Origin of the sequence: Arcicella gelida, from assembly GCF_034931025.1 — a bacterium.
GTDB lineage: Bacteria > Bacteroidota > Bacteroidia > Cytophagales > Spirosomataceae > Arcicella > Arcicella gelida.
Map to the genome: position 1 here is coordinate 125,476 of NZ_JAYGIL010000006.1, position 18,388 is coordinate 143,863.

Genomic DNA, 18,388 nt, shown 5'->3' on the forward strand with positions numbered 1-18,388 from the left:
TGGGATTTATTTTAGTGCCATTCTTGCCTCTTCTTGCAACTGCAATCTAAGACGGTATTTGTATTTCTGTTTTGCTGCCGAATTTTCAGCCTTTGGTGTTTTAACCTGATTTTTAGCTACATATTCATTAAGCTTTTGATAATAAAGAGAAATGACAGAGCTTAGGGATGGGTCGTCGTTGGCTTCTTTGAAGTTTGCACTATAAACCTTATCAAAATCCTTTAAAACCGTTGGCAAAGTATTGAAAGGGATATTTGATGATTGTTGGATGTAATTACTTGCTGAAATCATTGTTTTTTATTTTAGTTGAATAAATTTCCCTTCTAAGCCACATTTTTGGAGAATCCTTGCATTCTGTTTACCATAGGCTATTAAAACAGATGGTGAACCAGCACTATCACCTTCAATGCCCTTAACAGTATAAAAATTAAGTCTTCCTTTTATAAAAAAAACTGCATCAGCTTTATTCCAAACTTGTTCAAAAAACATTTTTGTTTCAGTCCTGGCAAAGGTTAAAGCAATAGCATTTTTATGTTTTGAGCACTTTTCAAGCCATTTTGCTGTTTCTGTTCCATAAGGAGGATTACACCAAACTCGTCCTTTCCAAACTTGTAATAAACCATTTTGCTTTTTTGTATAGTGGTTTTTAGCCGTATTCCAAGGGCGTTTAACTGGACTACAAGGATCCAGGTTAAAACTTCCCAAAGCTTCAATAATATAGGGTGGTGTTAGCCATTCATCTATACCTTTATTTCGTTCGAAAGAAGTATCCATTTCTCAAATTTTAGAGAAATTATTAAAGAGAAAAATCTATTATCTATTTGACTGAACTCAATTAGACTGTAATCAACAATAATTGTAAAAAACAAAAAGCCCTTCAATGTAAAATGAAGGGCTTTTTAAAATTGTCGAAAATCTAAATTTGGTTGAGTTTCAATTTATATGACAATAGTTCATTTTTAAAGGTAATGGACCTTGGCAAAGGCTTCCTTAATTCTTTACCATCTGATAAACTGGTATCACTAAATTCATAACCAGTTATTTTAAGATTACGGTCTGAAACCAATAAAGATAAGCTGTAATTTTGTTGAAGAATTTCTAAAAATTTTGGCAAATTATCATCCGTCACAATTGCCTTAAATGCACTCCCTTGTTTTACAAAATCCTTTTCTATTGTAAGTTTTCTAAGAGATGAATCAAGGTAAATTTCACTCATTTTACTTTTGATAGGCAAAATAAAAATGTAACTCCTTACTGAAGATAAAGGACTGTTTTGTATCGTCATACCAATGTTAGTTGTTAAAACTGTACCTTGATAAACACCTCTTAATACTTTCAATCCGTTCCCGATAGGAATTGCAACCATATCATCTGCACTTCCATAAGTTCTTTTGCCATATTCAAAGTATTCTGGCATCAAAATTCCTTTTCGTACCTCACCTGTTTCAGTAGTATATTCAATTAATTTAAGCTTGTATTCATTAAAGGTAGGGCTACCAAAAGCTTGCAATAAATTACCTGTTAAAATATACCTTATAGCTCTCTCAGAATAATTTGCTTTTGAAGCTTCAGTCCATTTTTGGTAAGAATTATTTAAGTCAACTTTTTCAGGACTTCTTGAAATAGATTTAATTCCATTTACCCACTTTAAGCCATCTCCAGTAATATTGAAGGTTCTACTTCTTTTACCAGAAGAGATGGCAAATTTCAATTTGATGTTGCCCGGCGTAAAAGGGTTTTCTTTCTTTTCATTAATTTGAAAACCCGTAAAAATACCCAAAGTATCTCCCTCAGATGGCTTTTCAATGATGTATGGCAGATGTACCACCATACCGATTTTAAACCATTTGAAAATATTTTCGTTGAAATATTTAATTTGTTTATCTACTGATTCAACTTCACTGGTAATTTCTTTTTGTTCATCTATTTTGTATAAATTCAAAGCATTCTCAATCGCTATAAACCGCATTTCAACATTCTCAATTTTTTTGATGTCTTTTTTGCTTGATATTTTATCTCTACGTTCCTTATACTTCTCTTGAATCTCTAAAATTCTCTTTTCTTTAAGGTCAATGAGTTTATCTCTACAAATTTCAGTAAGAGTTATTGCGTATTTTTCAGGACTAAGCCCTTCTAATTGCCTAGTGATGTTTTTTTGAAGCTCGTCTGCTGAATAAGGCTTTTTCAATTCACGAACATCACATCTTTCTACATAAGTAGAAGTACTAAATGGAGATTTACCTCCTTTGCCTTCTACAATGATTTTTCTATCAAGCACTTTTGCTTGCAAATCCACAATTTCAACTTCCAAATCATAATCCCCAGACTCAAGCTTTATTTCGATAGCACTTCTGTATAATTCCAATACATCATTATAAAACTTGTCTTGGTCTGAACATTTCAAAAGAGCTATCCTTCCTGTTACTTTTTGCGCAGCATTTTCTTGTACTTCTGTGTCGGTATCTTTTTCTTTCTTTGGAATCGGATAACCAATTCGGGCATTAATAGCTTTGTTTTCTTCTAAATATTGTGTTACCACTTCGTCACCATACTTATTTAAAAAATCTGCTGATTTCAAAATTGATTCTGAATTACGCTGATTACTAGCAGTGTTGGCGTCGAGTGATTTTAGCTTTTTTTGCAGCATCATCATCAATCTTTTTTCTGCTGGTATAGAACTTGTAACGTAATCATACATTGGTTTTAAAATCTCGCCGGTTCGTTTAATTCTCCCCAATTTTTGAACCTCAGTATTTATATCAAGTTCCGATTGTAATACAATCATCACACGTTGTTTTACTTGGTTTACTGGCACTTTCTTAGTTGGAATAGCATGTGCTGAAGCACCCGTAGAACCGCTTTGATTTATCATCAAAACATCGACTTCGTTGTCATTAAATCTACGGAAAGCATCAGTAGCATTTTCTTTTGGACGTTTCACAATTCGTCCAACCCATCTCAAAGTTTGAGATTCAATTCTACCTAATCCTTTTTTAGGATTATCATTGCCCGTTCTCATTAATTTGGCAGCTTCTGCATTGGTCAACTTTTTTTGCTCCAGCTCAACAGCCAATTTTCTACCTGTTACCTCAGCTACTATATAACCTGCACGCTCTATTCTCATTTTCACCAAGTCAATCGGCGAAAGAACAACACCAGAAGATGTAGTCCTAATCATGTTTTCTATAAACTTGTATTCCGATATCGCATCTTCAGAAAAATTATTAATATCAAATTCCTTGTGTTCTCTTACTCCATTCGATGTAACTTCAGTGTACCTCAAGATTCCCTTTAATCCTTTCAATAAAACAGTAGTAAAATCTGCATTGATAAGGCTATCTTCTTCAAATCCATCTTCTCCACTTTCGTTCGACAAAGATTCAACAAAGCTCCCCATCGTGCTTGAAAAAGCAATGACAGGTTTTTTACCTTGCTTTAATCGCATGATGGCCCTATCTGCTACAGCCTCAGCCTTAATCGCAAATAACAATTGATTGAAAACATTAAATAATTTAGAAAAATATGGGGTTGTGTCGGCACCAGCTCCTTTAGTACCTTTTCTAATGTCAACTTCAGACTGACTTAGAGAAGCTATGTTATCAAGTTCTTTGACTTCTGGAATTATATATTTTTCTTGAAAATCAATGATGGCACGCATTACTTCAGTAACAGCATCAGACTTTTTCTTGTCAGCTCTAGCATTCTCATCAGTACAATAAAATTCTTGATACATCTTTTCAAACTTATCCTTAGTTTTCACCTCATTACCTCCATTTGCTTCAAGAGTAACATAGTTGACCTCAATGCCTTCAAAGTTTCTTTCTCTTCTAATCATTTGCCCTTCTCCGACCAATTGAGAAGAAACAATTTCTTGTAGAGCTACTCCTCCTTTATAAATAGCTTCTGACAACTCCGCTGAGTTTAAATTAGCCTCAGAAATAGATGTTTTGGAAGCATAAATAGGCATATTATCGGGTCTCTTTGCGAAAGTTGCAGACAAAAAGGCAACATAAGCATTCTTTAAAACCATTGATAATGCCATACCTCTAATAGATTCGCCCGAAGCATTGTGTGATTCATCTAAAATCACCAAATTATTTTTAGCAATATTTTTTAAGAAGTTAGCCTTTGGCGAAAGCTCTAAACTACCAGCCACAATTTTATTGCCTGACTGTATTTGTGAGTAGGTAAGCATCACAAGGTCAAATCCAGCAGGTATTTTCATAGTATCAAGCACCTTTTTTTGTAGAATTGGGTCTGACGCTTGATACAATATGTTTCCATCTGCATCTTTCACATCGGAAGCACGAGCACGGGCGTTCAATATGTATGGAATCGCATGACTACCTTTTGATAAATCCCGATTTTTATTTTCAGAATAACCTGCTATGATTTCATAAGGATTTTCTTCTTGAAAGGTTTTATACTCTTTTGCTGAACCGTATTCAATTTTTTCTTCTTCAGATAGGCTTGAATATGGCTTGTAACGAATAAGCTTTTTAGTTTCGTTTTGTTTAATTTTCAGGGGTTGAGAGGCATCTTCTAAGCCAATATCAACCAAATCACGATAAATGTCACTAAACAAATTGGGCTTTTCTGTTATAAAAATTGGAAGAATACCCTGTGCCATTGCATAACGAATCAACCCAGCGGCTACACGTCCCTTACCTACACCAGTTTGGTCACCAATGATTAGCCCTTGATTTTTGTATTCAATATTAAAAATTGCTAATGCTATTGCATCAATTTGTTCTGCAGCAAAGGCTCTATATAAGGCTTCTTTATTTGAGTACAGAAGTTTTAAACAAAGAAAATCATCAACATCACCGATAATTGATTTCAGCTTTTTTAAAGCTTTAACAGTCTCTGTACCCATAGAATCGGGGGTATCTACTTGTAATGATTTTGAATTACTAAGTGGCATGTATGGTACACCTAAACCATTGAAAAGAATTGATTTTTTCATTGAAAAATTCTTTGATAGAGTTCTTGAAAGGTATTTATTTGATTAGATTCTGTTTTGTTTTGAAGTGGAGCATAACCACTTACTTCTTTTTTTCGCCCATCAATTAGGATTAATCTGATGTTAAAAGAAGTTCCCATTCTTGAATACAAATCACCATTGATATTGATTACATCCTGAACATTGTAATGACTGTAAAGGAAATTAAGGAAAATACGGTTTTTGCCTGCCTGAATTCTGCCAACTTCATCGTAATTAGTATGCCCGCCAATAATAATGGCAGATTTACCTGAATCTTTCATGGATGAAAGAGCCAAAATTGCCATAAGATGGTCGAGGTCTTTGATGGTAAACCCATCAAAATTTTGGTATTCGTGCTTTTCTAAAGCCCCAAATGGAGGATTTGTTATCACTGCATCATACTTTTTGATTTTATCCTTGAAGAAATCCTGATTGGAAGAGTCTATTTTGGAAACTTTATCATAATTATCTCTTTTAAGATTGATTATTCTAATATCATCCAATTCATTCACATCAAAATTATCTGTAAAGCCAGCAATTGTAAGTAATCCATTACCCGCACTTGGCTCAAAGAATCGACTACTTTTATGAGGTTTGTCAATGCCACAATATAGGCCCATTAAATAAGCAATTGGTGCGGGTGTACTATATTGCTGCAACAAAACAGAAGTACTTGTTCTTAAAGATAAATTTACTTGCCGTTTGTAAAATTCAATGATTGATTCAAAACGCTCTTCAACATTTTTAGTTTCATCATGGGCCATCTTACGATAAATTACAACTAAAGCATATTCAGTTTGCTCTTTAACTTCACGGACATTGCTAATTCCGAAACGTTTAGCTTCTGATTCAAGCGAAGTTTTGTTAAGCTTATCCCCTTTATTAAATCTAAGTGTAATACTGTCAATATAATTTAGAGGACTTTCTATTGTTGAAATCTTTGTCAATTTGTCTTTAAACGACAAAAGTAAATCTTTCCAATTCATAGGGTTTTTAATTTGTTTTCAAACTTCAATAATGCTGTTTTCCACTTAGGAATTTTCTCTTTAGTTTTATTTTTTTCCAACCTGTTGTTAGCCCATTTTACTAATTCTGAATTGTTTCTTATTAAAGTTTCAGCCCACGAACTTTCTTTCAAATACAAAAGAATATGAGTATCCAAATCGAACTTGACTGACGAATAAAAAAATACATCAAAATAATCAGTCATTGTATCAGAATTATCATAATTATAGCTTTCTACTATGTTTTTACAAGTATTTAATAAGTCTTCAGCTTTTTTATTAAAATAACTCTCATTTGGATGTTCTTGATACCAAAATGAATCCCAACCATTATAATCTGGTTTAAATGGTTTAAAACCACAATCTTTTATCTCTACTTTAAGTGACCATACCCCTGAGAAGGATTTTTTATTAACAGAAATATCTATATCTGGATATTCCTTTAAAATATCATTTTTTACTAATTTTGAAATTTCAAGTGCTGTTAATTTTCCGTTGTAATTACTGCCTGTATAACCCATGACTATATTTTTTGAAGTTGTTCTTTGAAAGAAATAAGCTGTTTTCTAAAACCATTCTCTTGTTTAATAATCGACATTTTAGAATTTTCAATACGATTCAGTGGCTGAAGCATATAAATTAATTCACCATACTTAGTATCACATTGTAAGATTATTGGTCGTAAACGTTCGGTTGTTGTTGAAATACTTAGCGTAAATTCTTTGACCTGTAGTTTATTTAATAGCTTTAAAATTTGCTTAAAAAAATTACCTTCTATAAAAACTAAAAAGGAGTCAAAAGATGTATTAGAAATCAACTTTGTCTTAAATTCCTGAACTACTAATTCTTTTGTTTTAAAATCATAAGTTATGTTTTCAGTATTTATTTCAAATTCATAAGGATTTAAACTCGACCTAATAATGATTGGTTTTGATGCTTTATCACCATAATTTGAAAGTTTAAAGGCAGTCTGAAAAAAGGTATCAAACTCTTTTAGAGTAGGTGTTATCGTTACCCTTGGGTCATTATCACCCTTTATAAATCCTAGATAATCTACAAATTCCTTGTTAGAGTTAATTGGTTTTCCATCAAGCGTGTAAGTACCTCTATAGTCAGTTTTAGCATTAAAGTATAAAAATGAATAGTTATTAGTAGCTGCTAAACCATTTTCAGAAAAATTCACTCCAGTATATAGATCCTCATCCATCCCATCATTCTTATTGACAAAATCTCTAAAGAGATTCATGAATTCGACATTATCAGGCTGAAAACCTTCTTTAACCCGTGTTTTTTGTGGCTTTAAAGCTTCATTTCCAGCAATTTTAGCCACTAGACGAGATATAGTTTCAGGGTCGAAAGTAAGGGTTGTATTTTCTAATTCAACCTTAATTCTCTCTGCGAAATTAACAGTCGTTGCTCTGCCTCCAACAATTACTTCTTTCTTTTCGGCTGGCAAATAAACAGCTTTTACTTCAAGCTTATTTTTCAAATAACCTACCAGACTTTCAACGTTTTCGGTCGGAATAGTATTAGTCTCAATATCTTTATTATAAACTACCCCATCTTTTTGAAATGTATTCCAAAGCTTTACAATAAAGGTTTCTCTTGCAGAATAAAGGTTAGTTGGTAATTTTCCCAATCCATTCGTTTTAATTTCATAATCAATATATTTCCCTTTGTCTTCATAATTGAACATATCCTGAACAGGGTCTAAAACAGTATTACCAACTTTGATATAGATATGCTGCCAACCTTTTCCGTAATCAGCCATTCTGATGGTATGGCTGATGCCTAAATTACATAGAATAGAAGAACAAAAAATGGTAAAATCCTCGCAATCCCCTACTTTATCTTTCCAAAGTTTGTTTGGAAAACGTATTTCTTCAAAGCCCTTTTCATCTTCACGATACTTTATATACGTTTTTACAAAAGCATATATTTTCTTTGAAGTTAAGTAAGAGTTTTTCTGTTTTTTAAATCTAACAGCAATAAGCTCTGTTTGCTTTAATGAAGCGGGAATGTACCTTTCGCAAATATCATAAAAAGTATCCTCCGTATGGATTGCTACAGTCTTTTTGATAAAGTCGGCTTTTGTTGGCTTTTTAAAGTAATTATCCATCTATTTTTTTAGGAGCTTTTTAAAAAAATCAATCACTTTTTCTCTGAAAAAATAAGTGACAACAAGTAGAATGCCTACCAATATGGCCCAAAAACTATTGGATACATTTTTCTCATCTATAATAGTGATGGTATGACCTTTAGTGGCATTCATTTTCTTAACAAGGGCATTGTAAGCCACAACAGAGTTATTTACTTTGTCGGTTGTGTAGGTAGTTCCAACCAAAATACAGCCTAAAGTATCCATCTGGGTATTCCCCCATTCGATTCTTACGCCGGTATAGCCTTTTACGTTCTGAAGATAGAAGTACCTTTTGCCATTTGATGGCGATTGCTGAACAGCTAAAGCATATTTACCTCTCGGAATTGCGGTATTTCCATAAATCTTTAACTCCTTGATTTGTTCGAGAGTCATCAAGCTACTTAAATTTCTGTCAATATCTTCAAGGGTATAACAAGTAAAAGTACCATCGACATAGAGTTTGCCAATCGTACTTTTACTTGTTTTTAAAAATCGTTTTACGACTAAGTCCATGTTATTTTTTTATTCTTAAATAGATAGACAAACCAACCAAGGCACATAAAATAATGATGAGGTGTAAACGCTGTTGAGATTCAATTTTTGTAGCCTTCAAATCTGCTTCTAAAACTTTATACTTTTTCTCAACATCCTCTTTCTCAAGTCTATATTGCTCAACACGAGCGGGATTCTCCTTTTTAAGGGTATCCACCCTAATTGTTTCAATATAAATCGTTTGAACCTCTGGACACTTTACTTGAGGTACATAAGAAGTCTTTGTTACAGGATTGATTATTTCAGGACAATTCAAGAAGATTGCTCTATTGATAGTAGTATCTTTCCTGATGATGCTAAATCCTTTGATGTACTCTGTACCGATTGGAAATTTGTCGGCACAGGTTTGAGCCAACTCGGCAGGATGTTCCCGATAAAATTCAATAGCACGTGACCGAGCTTTTTTCTCGGTCACGCAACTGAATTGAAACAAAAATAAAATCGAAATTAAAAAATACTTTTTCATGCTATTCTACATCAAACATTTGGCAATAAATAGTCTTGTTGGCGTTTGGAATTTGGTTTAGATTAAGGTCTTTGTCAGCATATTGTACTGATTCCCAATCGTTAACTCCTACGCTAAAGTATTTCATTCTGTATCCTACCTGAGTCCTGGCAATAAAAGAAAGAGGCTCAACACCTTCGGGTCTAAAAGCTGTCAATAAAACCTTTGAACCAGATTTTTTGATTAATACACCCAGTACATCGGTAGTACTTGAATCCCAATCAATGGCATAGCTTTTTTTCCATGTTACCCCATTATCAAGGCTGTATTCTGTAAACCAAAATTCGGGAACTAATGATCTGTAATGTTCAATTGCCCCAATAGACTCTAGCATTTCTACCGCAGCAGTTGCACCACCATAAGTATCAATTCCACCTAGATTTCCCTCAACTGCTCTATCCCACAACCAGCCATCAACATCGTTCATAAACAATGCTATAATGAATAAAAAGGCGTATTTTCTACCTACATTCTGATTCGTATGACTTGCAAGAGTATCAGCAATTAATGCACCTGTTGAACTTCTTGAGAATTGATTTTTACCTAAATTACCACGGTCGCACACCATTTTAGGCATAAACATATTACGATGTTTACCTAGTTTGTAGTAACAATAGTAAGACTGCCATTGTAGAGCTGTTACCAACAAACTCATTGGGTGTCTAACTGTTTTGTTAGGGCCAAACTTATTAACAACAATAAAGTCTCCTGCATTATTCAAAACATAATTACTTCCTTGTGGGGCAACTTCTTCAAAGTAAAAAGATTGTTCATTACAAGGTAATGCTCTTTTAAAATCTGTTAACCTTAGTCCAATTAAATCCTTACTTTGTAAAGTTGTTGTAGTTTCGGGCTTCCAATCTTCATTAATGTTAACTTGTGGTGAATAGTTACCATTAGCATCTGGATAATTGTAGTACTTTTTGGCTTGAGTTGCTTGGTCTTCAGTGTAACCCATTTCTAAAAAGAGTCCTGAATACATACTAGAATAGTATCCGAATGTTCTACTGAGTACACCAAACCCAAAAAGTCTATGCTTACGTGAACCATTCTCAGTATTATTCTCAACATCCACAACTATTATTTGTCGCTTTGTAGTGTCAAGAATATTATCCCCACCTCCAAAAGCATTTGATTGCCCAACTCCACGTCCTAATTCAAACAATTCTTCATCTGTACCAGTAAGCCAAGGCTCTACTGCACCAGCACCATACTGACTATGTGTTCTGTACTGAAAAGGAATTGCACTTGTGAAAGTTGGGTAGGTTAATGCTTGCTCTGGCGTATGTATATATTCTACACCATCGTTAGCAGTGTCTAAATTTGTTGACCCACTAAATCCACATTCCCACGGTTTCTTAGCACCAAATGGATACTGTTCCAAATCCCAATATACGCCCCATACTGGTCGTGGATAGCCACTTTCATCCTCGTAGTAACGAGCATTAATAGTTCCAAAATGTGCAATGTTAAGGTTGCCAGTTTGTGGTGCGAGTGTTCTAGCTAAATTTCTGAAGGAAGGTAATTGGAATGGAGTAGCTACATCGTCAAAAAGTACTGGCAATGTAATCTGCTTATTGATGTTTGTGTTTGAAGGGTCTTCTTCTTTGCTAATATTACCTGTGGCAACATTGGCATTTCCATCAGAACTTTCTTTTTTGTTCGCAAATAAATAACGAACTAAATAATACACCACTACAATCGGAAGTACTATTTTGACAAGGATCGATATTAATTTATTTTTCATCAAAATTAATTTTAAAACTTTTGAAATTTGACATTGCTGTTGCCAGTGATGTTAAATTTCAAAAGTTTTAAAAATTGATTTTTGGCTTACCTGCCTACACTAGACGCTATTAGATAGTATCATGCTAAACTGGCTTTGCCTCAGTAGTTTCTTCAATAACTAAATAGTTAATTACTGTAGCATCCCAACCACTACCTGTTTTTTCTATTTCTAATATCAGTTCTCCACTCGTAGAAACCCTATCATTGATTTTGGTAACAGCTGGGTTACTATGCAATTCACCATCGGCGACATAAGGGTAACTCAAGCCTGTATCCTTAATTACTATTACATCACCTATTGTAAATTTTGTCTGATGTCCAGAATACTGAGAACATGAAATAATATAAAACTGGTAGAACTTGGCATCGTCCAATCCTATAATTTTGAGTTTCGCAATTGGGTTTCCATTATTAAGCTCCAATGCGGTTCTCATCGCATTTTCGCTTCTAATGTACAACCCTTCTGGAAGTGCATTTGGTGTTGCTCCTGTAAATCCAGTTTCAAATGCACTAATTGTAAGACCCGATGCTGAACCTGTGGTGTTAACAAGATTAACAGATTTTTCAGTCGTATCTGTAGGGTCTGGAGCATATTCATTAACATTAGAATCACTACTACTAGGGTGATAAGCACCACGAAAGCTAATTTCTACAGTTTGCAAAACCTCATAATTATCGCTTACTGGCTTATCGGTAAAGGCTGGAGAACCTACTACTAAGGATTCATTTCTATAAGCAGCTGCTTTGATTTTTGCTACATAATAATTTGCACTAAGTGCAGGGTCGCCAATACTAATAACCCCTGTATATTGTAAAAATGCTCCTCCATTTGTACTATAAACAATTTGAGACGAACCTAAAGGATGTGAAAATACCAATGTTCGAGTTAAATTATCTGCAATTACAGTTGGTGGTTCAGGCTGGTCGTTCATATCTGGACGTAAACCAGAGAAAGGACCAGGGTCAGTTGGATAAATTCGATTCAAACGGTTAACATCTAAATCAACACCATCTAACACAGCCGTGATTAATCCTTCTCCTGTTGAACCTGCTCGAAGTGACCCAAAAGGGTTTTGATTGACTGTAGCCCTTTGCGAGTACGGAATAAATAATGTGTTTTGTCCTCTAGTCAACTTATAATTAGTCTTATTGGCTTCTGTAACAGCAAAGTCTGGGTCACTCGGAAATGTCCATTCTACATAACGGTCAGTAATTGAGTCCGCTATCAAAATGTTATTGTTTTCTTCCAGTGGCATATCAGCAGGGGTCATTAATCTACCATATAGTCCTTGAAGAAAAATATTCCCTCTGAATTTGCGTAAATTCTTACAATCGTAAATGAAAAGTTTAAACTGGCAGTGAATCATATCTAAACCATTCAAAGCATACATATAGCTTGCGTTGGTAGGGAAATAACAATTTTCAAGTCTGATATTTACCCCCGTTTCAATAAATTGGGTATATGCTTCTTGACCACCAGTGATTTTAATTTCCGTTCCTTGAACGTTCTTCAATAAAGCATTTGAGCAATTTTCAAGTTCGCCCAAATCATATAGTTTGTCTCCAGACAGATTATAAATATTTTCAATCGTATATCCACTTGTCAACTTCAATACCAAAGCAGGAGAGTATCTTCTATTAGAGTTTGCAATAACACCACCTTTTCCTACAATTCCTGAATTTCCAGAAGTATCGTCCAACTTAATGTTTCTGATAATCATATTGCAATTAGGGTTTGTGAGTTCACCATTAATTCTAAATGAACCGCCCCACACATTACGTACAGTTATGTTGTCAATTTCAAAATCATGAATTCCTAAACCAGAAGTACCACCATCTGTTGCTCTAATACAACAGAAGCCCCTATCGAAAGTAAGGTCAAAGAATTTACAATGGTGTCTTTGGTCACCTCTAATGATAGTACCTGCATTTGCTTCAAGGTCGGCATTTCCTAGCTCCAGATTCCTTAAAATTGTATAACTTCTTATATTCCAAACTGTTCCAGCAAGCCCTTGAACATCAAATTTAGGTTTGATTCCAGCTGCTCCTTGAAAGGTAATCCAATTTGTACCATTGTTATATACAGGATTGTACTCACCGTCCAACAAATAGGTAGTTTGGGTATTGAATTGAACAGTTATATTTTCGGTAATATTAGCTGTAGCCAACCAAGCATCAAGTTCCTCTCTTGTATTACAACCGAATAGTACAGTACTACCATTTGATTTTTGAACCATGATGGGAGATGAACTATTTATTGTCCCTGTTATATCTACGGTACTGACTAAAGCGGCAGATGGCACTCTATCTGTAGCCTCTCCCACACGCAATGCAAAATCACCCATTGGTATATTAATATCACCAATTGAAATAGGGTTACTAGGTATAGTAAGCCAAGTAGGTGAAAATGAACTAAAATTTGGACAGTATTGATGGTCTGAAAGCGAGTATGCTGGATTCAACGTGAAATAAACTAAGTTGAGTTCATCATCAATCACCATATTTGTTGGAGCATCAGGCGTAATAATCGTTGAAGTTCCCTGTAAATTATAACTAACCAAATTGATGATTTTTTGTCCAGTACCATCAGCATAGAATTTAATATACAAATCTACATTCGGCTGATTAGCCGTGTGTACTCTAATCCAAGTAATACCACCGTCTGTACTGTGTTCATAGTAAATACTTGAACCTGTAGTCCGAAATCTCATCAGCCCTTTTGTAATTGCCTGAGTCGATAAGCCAGAAGTATCCCCTTCTTTCCATTCTTGCTTTCCTGCGTACTTTCTAGTGTAGAAATCCATCCCTGTAAATCCTTCAGGGTCAGGAGTATAATCTAAACCTAGAATAATACCATTGGTATCTTCTACGTTCCATTGTATAATTGAACTTGCTCCTGCTAATATTTTAACGTTAGCTACACCAGAAGCATTTGGAGTAGTTGACGTTATTGTATTGAAAGCAACTTGCATACTGTTCAACTCAATAAATTCTCTTACCGCACCCAGTTGAACAGCTACATTGTTTGTTACTTGATAATTTGTAAATGTATTTACTGCAAAATTGTACAAAGATTTCAATGCACCTTCTGAGGCAGAGTAACTTACTGAAATTGTAGATGATTTGAATAACTGAACATCAAACTTTAAAATCACTTTAGTTTTGTCTAAAGGAGGTATATATATTGTTGTTACAGGGTGAAAAATAGTTCTTCCAGCAAATTGCTCTATGATAGAAAAGGCATTGATAGCAGTTTGCTCATCTTTCATCTCTTCATTAAAAACTAACTCTATTGTAGAACCTAGAATATCTGTATTAATAGATAAAATAGTTGGCGGTTCATAAGAAGGTGCAGTAGTTGTACCTCCTGCTGTAAAACTAAATGGAGAAAATGAACCATCATTATAAGATTGTATTTTATAAAAGTAGTTCGAAGATGCAACTAAACCAAAATCTCTATAAGTCCGTAAATTAATTGGAATTTGAGCTACTTGAACATAAATTCCATTTGCTTCATTACTTCTAAATAAATTGAAATTTGTAGCATTTACTTCTTCTAAAATTGGGTAATCCCACTTTAATTCAACATTGCTTGATGTTGATTTATCTTGAATAAGGTTGGTTGGTTCAACCAAAACTCTTGCTGTTTTTCTTTCGACTGTAACTGATACTTGAGATAGTTTTTCTCCATCTACAAACTGCACTCTGAAATAATAAGTAGTATTAGGTGTTAATCCAGAAATAGTAGTTTCTGCGTTATCTCGATAAACTTCCTCAATAATTGCAAAACCTGAATTTGCTTCAGTACTCATATAGATACGAGCCTTGTTTTGACCTATATTTTCATCTATCCAAACAACTTTAATACTTGTAGTACTTAATATTTGAGTTTTTAAATCTTTAGGAGTTTTTAATACTTTCGTTCCAACTAGAGAGGTTTTAATTATTAATGGTAATGCACTAATTGTTGTTGTAATGTATTTAGCACTGGAGTTTATTACCGGTATTAAATTAAATACAGTTCCATTTATATCTTGCTTTACCTCTTGTTCTTCAAAATTAATAGATTCAATTATAGTAGCTGAGTTACTAACTTTTAATTTAAGATTATATGAACTATAGTCATCGACGGCTTTCCATGCAACTAAAATAGTATCATCAGTATCAATGTTTTTATAGGCAAAAATCCAAGTATCTAGCGAATAATCAACTACAATATCAAGTTCCGCAATACGCACCACTCCAGCTTCTATAACCGTATGTGAATAAGTAAATCCTTCTAGTTCTGTTTTGAAAGCTGCAACATACCAAAAAGGCAAAAGCCTTTTTCTGTTAGGTGAATTATAATACTCGATACCCTCTGTAAGCATAGAAGTATTAAACTTTTCACGAAAAACCTGTTGAGGTCCTAAGCTCTCGAGAAAAAATGGATTTGCTTGACCTGTTTGCCCATATATATATTGACAAACAACATCAAGTCCCAAACTATTATAAATCATATATGACCTTAATAACCCATAAGCTTTAAATTTTGACCTATCAATAGGGTCAAATTTATCAAATCCATAAAGAGCCTTATAAGTCTCATCATAACCAAATTCAGTGACACCAATGTGACAATTTTGCATCTCTAAAGAACGAAATGTATTCAAAATTTTCGTTCTATGTATTAACTCTCCATACTCTGGCATTAAAGCGTAACCCTCAGCACTTAAATCATAAGTCGGCATATCGTTTAATTCAGAATAAGTATTATAGTGGTGAAAGTTAAGGAACTTAATAGGATAATTCCCTTTGCCTCTATACACGTCCCACCACATTTTCATTACTCTTATATAGTCAGTGTTTATAGAAAACATACCCGGCATAACAAGTACTGCATTTGGGTCAGCACCTTTTAAGCCAAATCCAACTCCTAATTCACCTTTATGTCCATCCCAAAGAGCAGACAAATAAGCTGCCATTTCTTCTGGATTAAAGAAAGCAGATGCTCCATGCCAGTGTCTATCTCTTTCATTACCAAATTCATAGTATCTAACGTATCCTAAACCTTTTCTACCATCATTTTCAACGAATTGATTATATATTTCTGGTGCATCAGGATTAAATCCCCACCGATAAGCTAATGCTCCTATAATACGAGCAACATGACTATAACTATGCGGGTTAGTAGTTACGTTTAAGTCAAATTGATTTAATCCTTTATTTAAAGGTTTTGCATTTGTGTTGTCTGAATCACGTAAATACACAAAATCTGCAACAATTGTAATGCAAAAATCTTTAATTCCAAGACTCTGCATTTCTTCAAATTTTTCTTCCCAGTTAACAAAATCAGAAAGAATAGAATTCATTTGTATATCATCAGGATTTGTAGATACAACACCTGGCTCTCTATATATTCCGCTCATTAACCAATAAGCATTTGTATAAAGCCTATGGAAATTGGATACCTGAGCAGTCCAATCCAACTGATTTTCGTCTGCAAAAAGGTTTGTCCCCATTACTTGTGATAAAGTTTTTTGCGGAACAAAACTTTTGTATTTTTTCCCTAAAACACCAGAAGAACTTTCTTTTGTACCATAAGGAATAAAACCATTATACCAAGAATATCCTCCAGATACTGCAAGAACTATATATTTTACACCAGTTTTAGCTATACTATTAATTGGAATTTTAGTCCAACCTTCTATCATATTAATAGGATTTGATTCTCTGTCGAAAGCTTCAATCAAATTAATACCATCAGCACTTGTGTATAGTTTGAAACGATTATTTGTTCCAAACAAACAATAAATGTGATCCACAGTGTAAAAATCATCTAATTCAATGTAAATTTTGTAAAATCCTCCAACATTGAACCATGAAATTTCCCAAGTGCCATAACTTGATGTAGCGGCTACTTCTAAGAAAGGAGGAGTTCCTTGGGGAATACCATTGTTATCAATATAATAATTCTGAACTTCTGCCAACCTTTTAAATTCAGGATAATTTGTAAGCATTTCGCCTTCAGCAAAAGCTACCTTAGCTAGTGGTTGATATATTTTATCAGAAAAAATAGGAATTCGTTTAGGAATAGTTGGTGCGCCGTCTAACGCTGTAGTAAAGAAAGTTATCGTATTACTTATTGTAGAAGTTCGTGTTTTTCCGAATGCTATCTTTTGCGAATAAATAGCCACACAATATCTTTTTCCAGACTCAAGGTTTGGTATAATGTAACTTTCCTCTGAACCTGGAGAAAGTGGTACAATTTTAAGTACCTTACCATTTTCTGCGTTATCTGAAATACTTGAAAGCGATAGTATGAGATAGTACAAATCTGCTTTTGAAGTATCATTTTCTTCAAAGCCCTGTGGTGCTGACCACTTTATTTTAGCTGATACAGTATCAACAATTTCAAGAATTAAGTCATTTATTGGTGATGGATTGTTAATTGAAACATCACTTGTCAATTTTTCTGATGTCCAATATACCTTTTGGTCATCTGCTCGCCATTTCACCTCTGTTACACCAAATGGAGCAAATGCTAAATTAATAAATCCAGCATCTCCTTCTGGCATATTGACAATATGACCCCCAATTTCATCTTGATGAAAATGAATAATACCACTTGTTCCAGCGATTTTAATTTCTTTCGTTAAATTAACTGTGTCTGTTAAAACTACTTTTTGAAGTTTCATATTAGATATTTAAAAACCCATTTAATGGAATTACATATTCAAATTCTGCATTGTTTTGAGAAGATATTAGGGTAAACCCACTAGCATCGTGTAGATAGGTTGATTTCACATTACCCTTCGTCTCATCTACTGCTACGACAATAATTCGTTCGTCTTCAGGTGCTAAGTCAGGTATCAATGCGAAAGAATTGACATGAATAACTAAATCTCTATCAATTAAAGTCTGCACTTTATCATAGAGATTATTTATCACAATACTATCTACTTCGTTATCCTTATTGCCTGTTTGTGGAATGTTCGAAGAGCTTGTTTTCCTTTTGATGTAAGCCGAGAAATACCAGAAAAACCCTGCAAAAGTTGCAAGGATTGAAAGAATGATAAGGAGAATTGTTTTCTTGTTCATAATCTTCTTTTGACCCAGCCAAACGCTATTTTGAATACAAAAAATAAGAGAATCAAGGCTAAAAGGAAAACAAACCCTATTGTATATACGACCTTCTTATTTTCTTGAATCGCTTGAGAAGCCAATAGGGTTGTTTGTTGTTTTTGCTTATTTGCCTTAGCTACCAAAAGCAGATACAATTCAGTATCCTCTTTACTTGCTTCTGCCTCTGCTTCATAAAGCTTTTGTATTTTCTTACTATCTTCAATTGATTTTTGGGCATCTTTGTCAGCAAAGAATATCCCAATTTGAGATAATACTTCAACTGCAATTGAAATTGGCTCGAATGCAACCAT

Annotated in this window: 12 protein-coding genes and 1 pseudogene; all 13 read right to left on the reverse strand. The window is 34.0% G+C overall.

Annotated elements, in window-relative coordinates:
* Window positions 1-6: 6 nt before the first annotated feature.
* Window positions 7-291, reverse strand: a complete 285-nt coding sequence (locus VB776_RS06745; RefSeq protein ID WP_323327308.1) for a hypothetical protein — start codon at window positions 289-291, stop codon at window positions 7-9.
* Between the two features lie 6 nt (window positions 292-297).
* Complete coding sequence (locus VB776_RS06750; protein ID WP_323327310.1) at window positions 298-774, reverse strand: DNA N-6-adenine-methyltransferase; 477 nt, start codon at window positions 772-774, stop codon at window positions 298-300.
* A 142-nt stretch (window positions 775-916) separates the two neighbouring features.
* A complete protein-coding gene (locus tag VB776_RS24525; protein ID WP_407653798.1) occupies window positions 917-2,941 on the reverse strand; it encodes a strawberry notch C-terminal domain-containing protein in 2,025 nt (674 codons plus the stop codon).
* A gap of 846 nt (window positions 2,942-3,787) precedes the next feature.
* Window positions 3,788-4,966: pseudogene (locus VB776_RS24530) on the reverse strand (strawberry notch-like NTP hydrolase domain-containing protein); the annotation flags it as partial.
* On the reverse strand, window positions 4,963-5,970 hold the full coding sequence (locus VB776_RS06760) for a hypothetical protein (RefSeq protein WP_323327314.1): 1,008 nt from the start codon (window positions 5,968-5,970) through the stop codon (window positions 4,963-4,965). The gene VB776_RS06760 and the pseudogene VB776_RS24530, both read right to left, overlap by 4 nt.
* Window positions 5,967-6,509, reverse strand: coding sequence for a hypothetical protein (locus tag VB776_RS06765; RefSeq protein ID WP_323327316.1), 543 nt, complete (start codon window positions 6,507-6,509; stop codon window positions 5,967-5,969). The genes VB776_RS06760 and VB776_RS06765 overlap by 4 nt, the downstream gene beginning before the upstream one ends.
* Before the next feature lie 2 nt (window positions 6,510-6,511).
* Window positions 6,512-8,107 (reverse strand): transglutaminase-like domain-containing protein, encoded by a 1,596-nt coding sequence (locus VB776_RS06770; RefSeq protein ID WP_323327318.1) that lies wholly within the window; start codon window positions 8,105-8,107, stop codon window positions 6,512-6,514.
* On the reverse strand, window positions 8,108-8,641 hold the full coding sequence (locus VB776_RS06775) for a DUF5675 family protein (protein WP_323327320.1): 534 nt from the start codon (window positions 8,639-8,641) through the stop codon (window positions 8,108-8,110).
* A 1-nt stretch (window position 8,642) separates the two neighbouring features.
* Window positions 8,643-9,146 carry a hypothetical protein gene (locus tag VB776_RS06780; protein ID WP_323327322.1) on the reverse strand — a complete coding sequence of 168 codons (504 nt, stop codon included), beginning with the start codon at window positions 9,144-9,146 and terminating at the stop codon, window positions 8,643-8,645.
* Between the two features lies 1 nt (window position 9,147).
* Window positions 9,148-10,932 (reverse strand): hypothetical protein, encoded by a 1,785-nt coding sequence (locus VB776_RS06785; RefSeq protein WP_323327324.1) that lies wholly within the window; start codon window positions 10,930-10,932, stop codon window positions 9,148-9,150.
* Between the two features lie 124 nt (window positions 10,933-11,056).
* Window positions 11,057-17,650, reverse strand: a complete 6,594-nt coding sequence (locus VB776_RS06790) for a fibronectin type III domain-containing protein (protein ID WP_323327327.1) — start codon at window positions 17,648-17,650, stop codon at window positions 11,057-11,059.
* 1 nt (window position 17,651) lies between these two features.
* The gene (locus tag VB776_RS06795; protein ID WP_323255538.1) at window positions 17,652-18,053 is read right to left on the reverse strand and encodes a hypothetical protein; all 402 of its coding nucleotides are present in this window, start codon (window positions 18,051-18,053) and stop codon (window positions 17,652-17,654) included.
* Window positions 18,050-18,388, reverse strand: a complete 339-nt coding sequence (locus tag VB776_RS06800) for a hypothetical protein (RefSeq protein WP_323327330.1) — start codon at window positions 18,386-18,388, stop codon at window positions 18,050-18,052. The genes VB776_RS06795 and VB776_RS06800 overlap by 4 nt, the downstream gene beginning before the upstream one ends.

Excerpts from the sequence above, each read along its gene's own strand:
- VB776_RS06775 (WP_323327320.1), bottom strand. The coding sequence starts at position 8,641 with ATGGACTTAGTCGTAAAACGATTTTTAAAAACAAGTAAAAGTACGATT.
- VB776_RS06745 (WP_323327308.1), bottom strand. The coding sequence starts at position 291 with ATGATTTCAGCAAGTAATTACATCCAACAATCATCAAATATCCCTTTC.
- VB776_RS06785 (WP_323327324.1), bottom strand. The coding sequence starts at position 10,932 with ATGAAAAATAAATTAATATCGATCCTTGTCAAAATAGTACTTCCGATT.
- VB776_RS06765 (WP_323327316.1), bottom strand. The coding sequence starts at position 6,509 with ATGGGTTATACAGGCAGTAATTACAACGGAAAATTAACAGCACTTGAA.
- VB776_RS06780 (WP_323327322.1), bottom strand. The coding sequence starts at position 9,146 with ATGAAAAAGTATTTTTTAATTTCGATTTTATTTTTGTTTCAATTCAGT.
- VB776_RS06795 (WP_323255538.1), bottom strand. The coding sequence starts at position 18,053 with ATGAACAAGAAAACAATTCTCCTTATCATTCTTTCAATCCTTGCAACT.
- VB776_RS06800 (WP_323327330.1), bottom strand. The coding sequence starts at position 18,388 with ATGGTTGCATTCGAGCCAATTTCAATTGCAGTTGAAGTATTATCTCAA.
- VB776_RS06760 (WP_323327314.1), bottom strand. The coding sequence starts at position 5,970 with ATGAATTGGAAAGATTTACTTTTGTCGTTTAAAGACAAATTGACAAAG.
- VB776_RS06750 (WP_323327310.1), bottom strand. The coding sequence starts at position 774 with ATGGATACTTCTTTCGAACGAAATAAAGGTATAGATGAATGGCTAACA.
- VB776_RS06770 (WP_323327318.1), bottom strand. The coding sequence starts at position 8,107 with ATGGATAATTACTTTAAAAAGCCAACAAAAGCCGACTTTATCAAAAAG.
- VB776_RS06790 (WP_323327327.1), bottom strand. The coding sequence starts at position 17,650 with ATGAAACTTCAAAAAGTAGTTTTAACAGACACAGTTAATTTAACGAAA.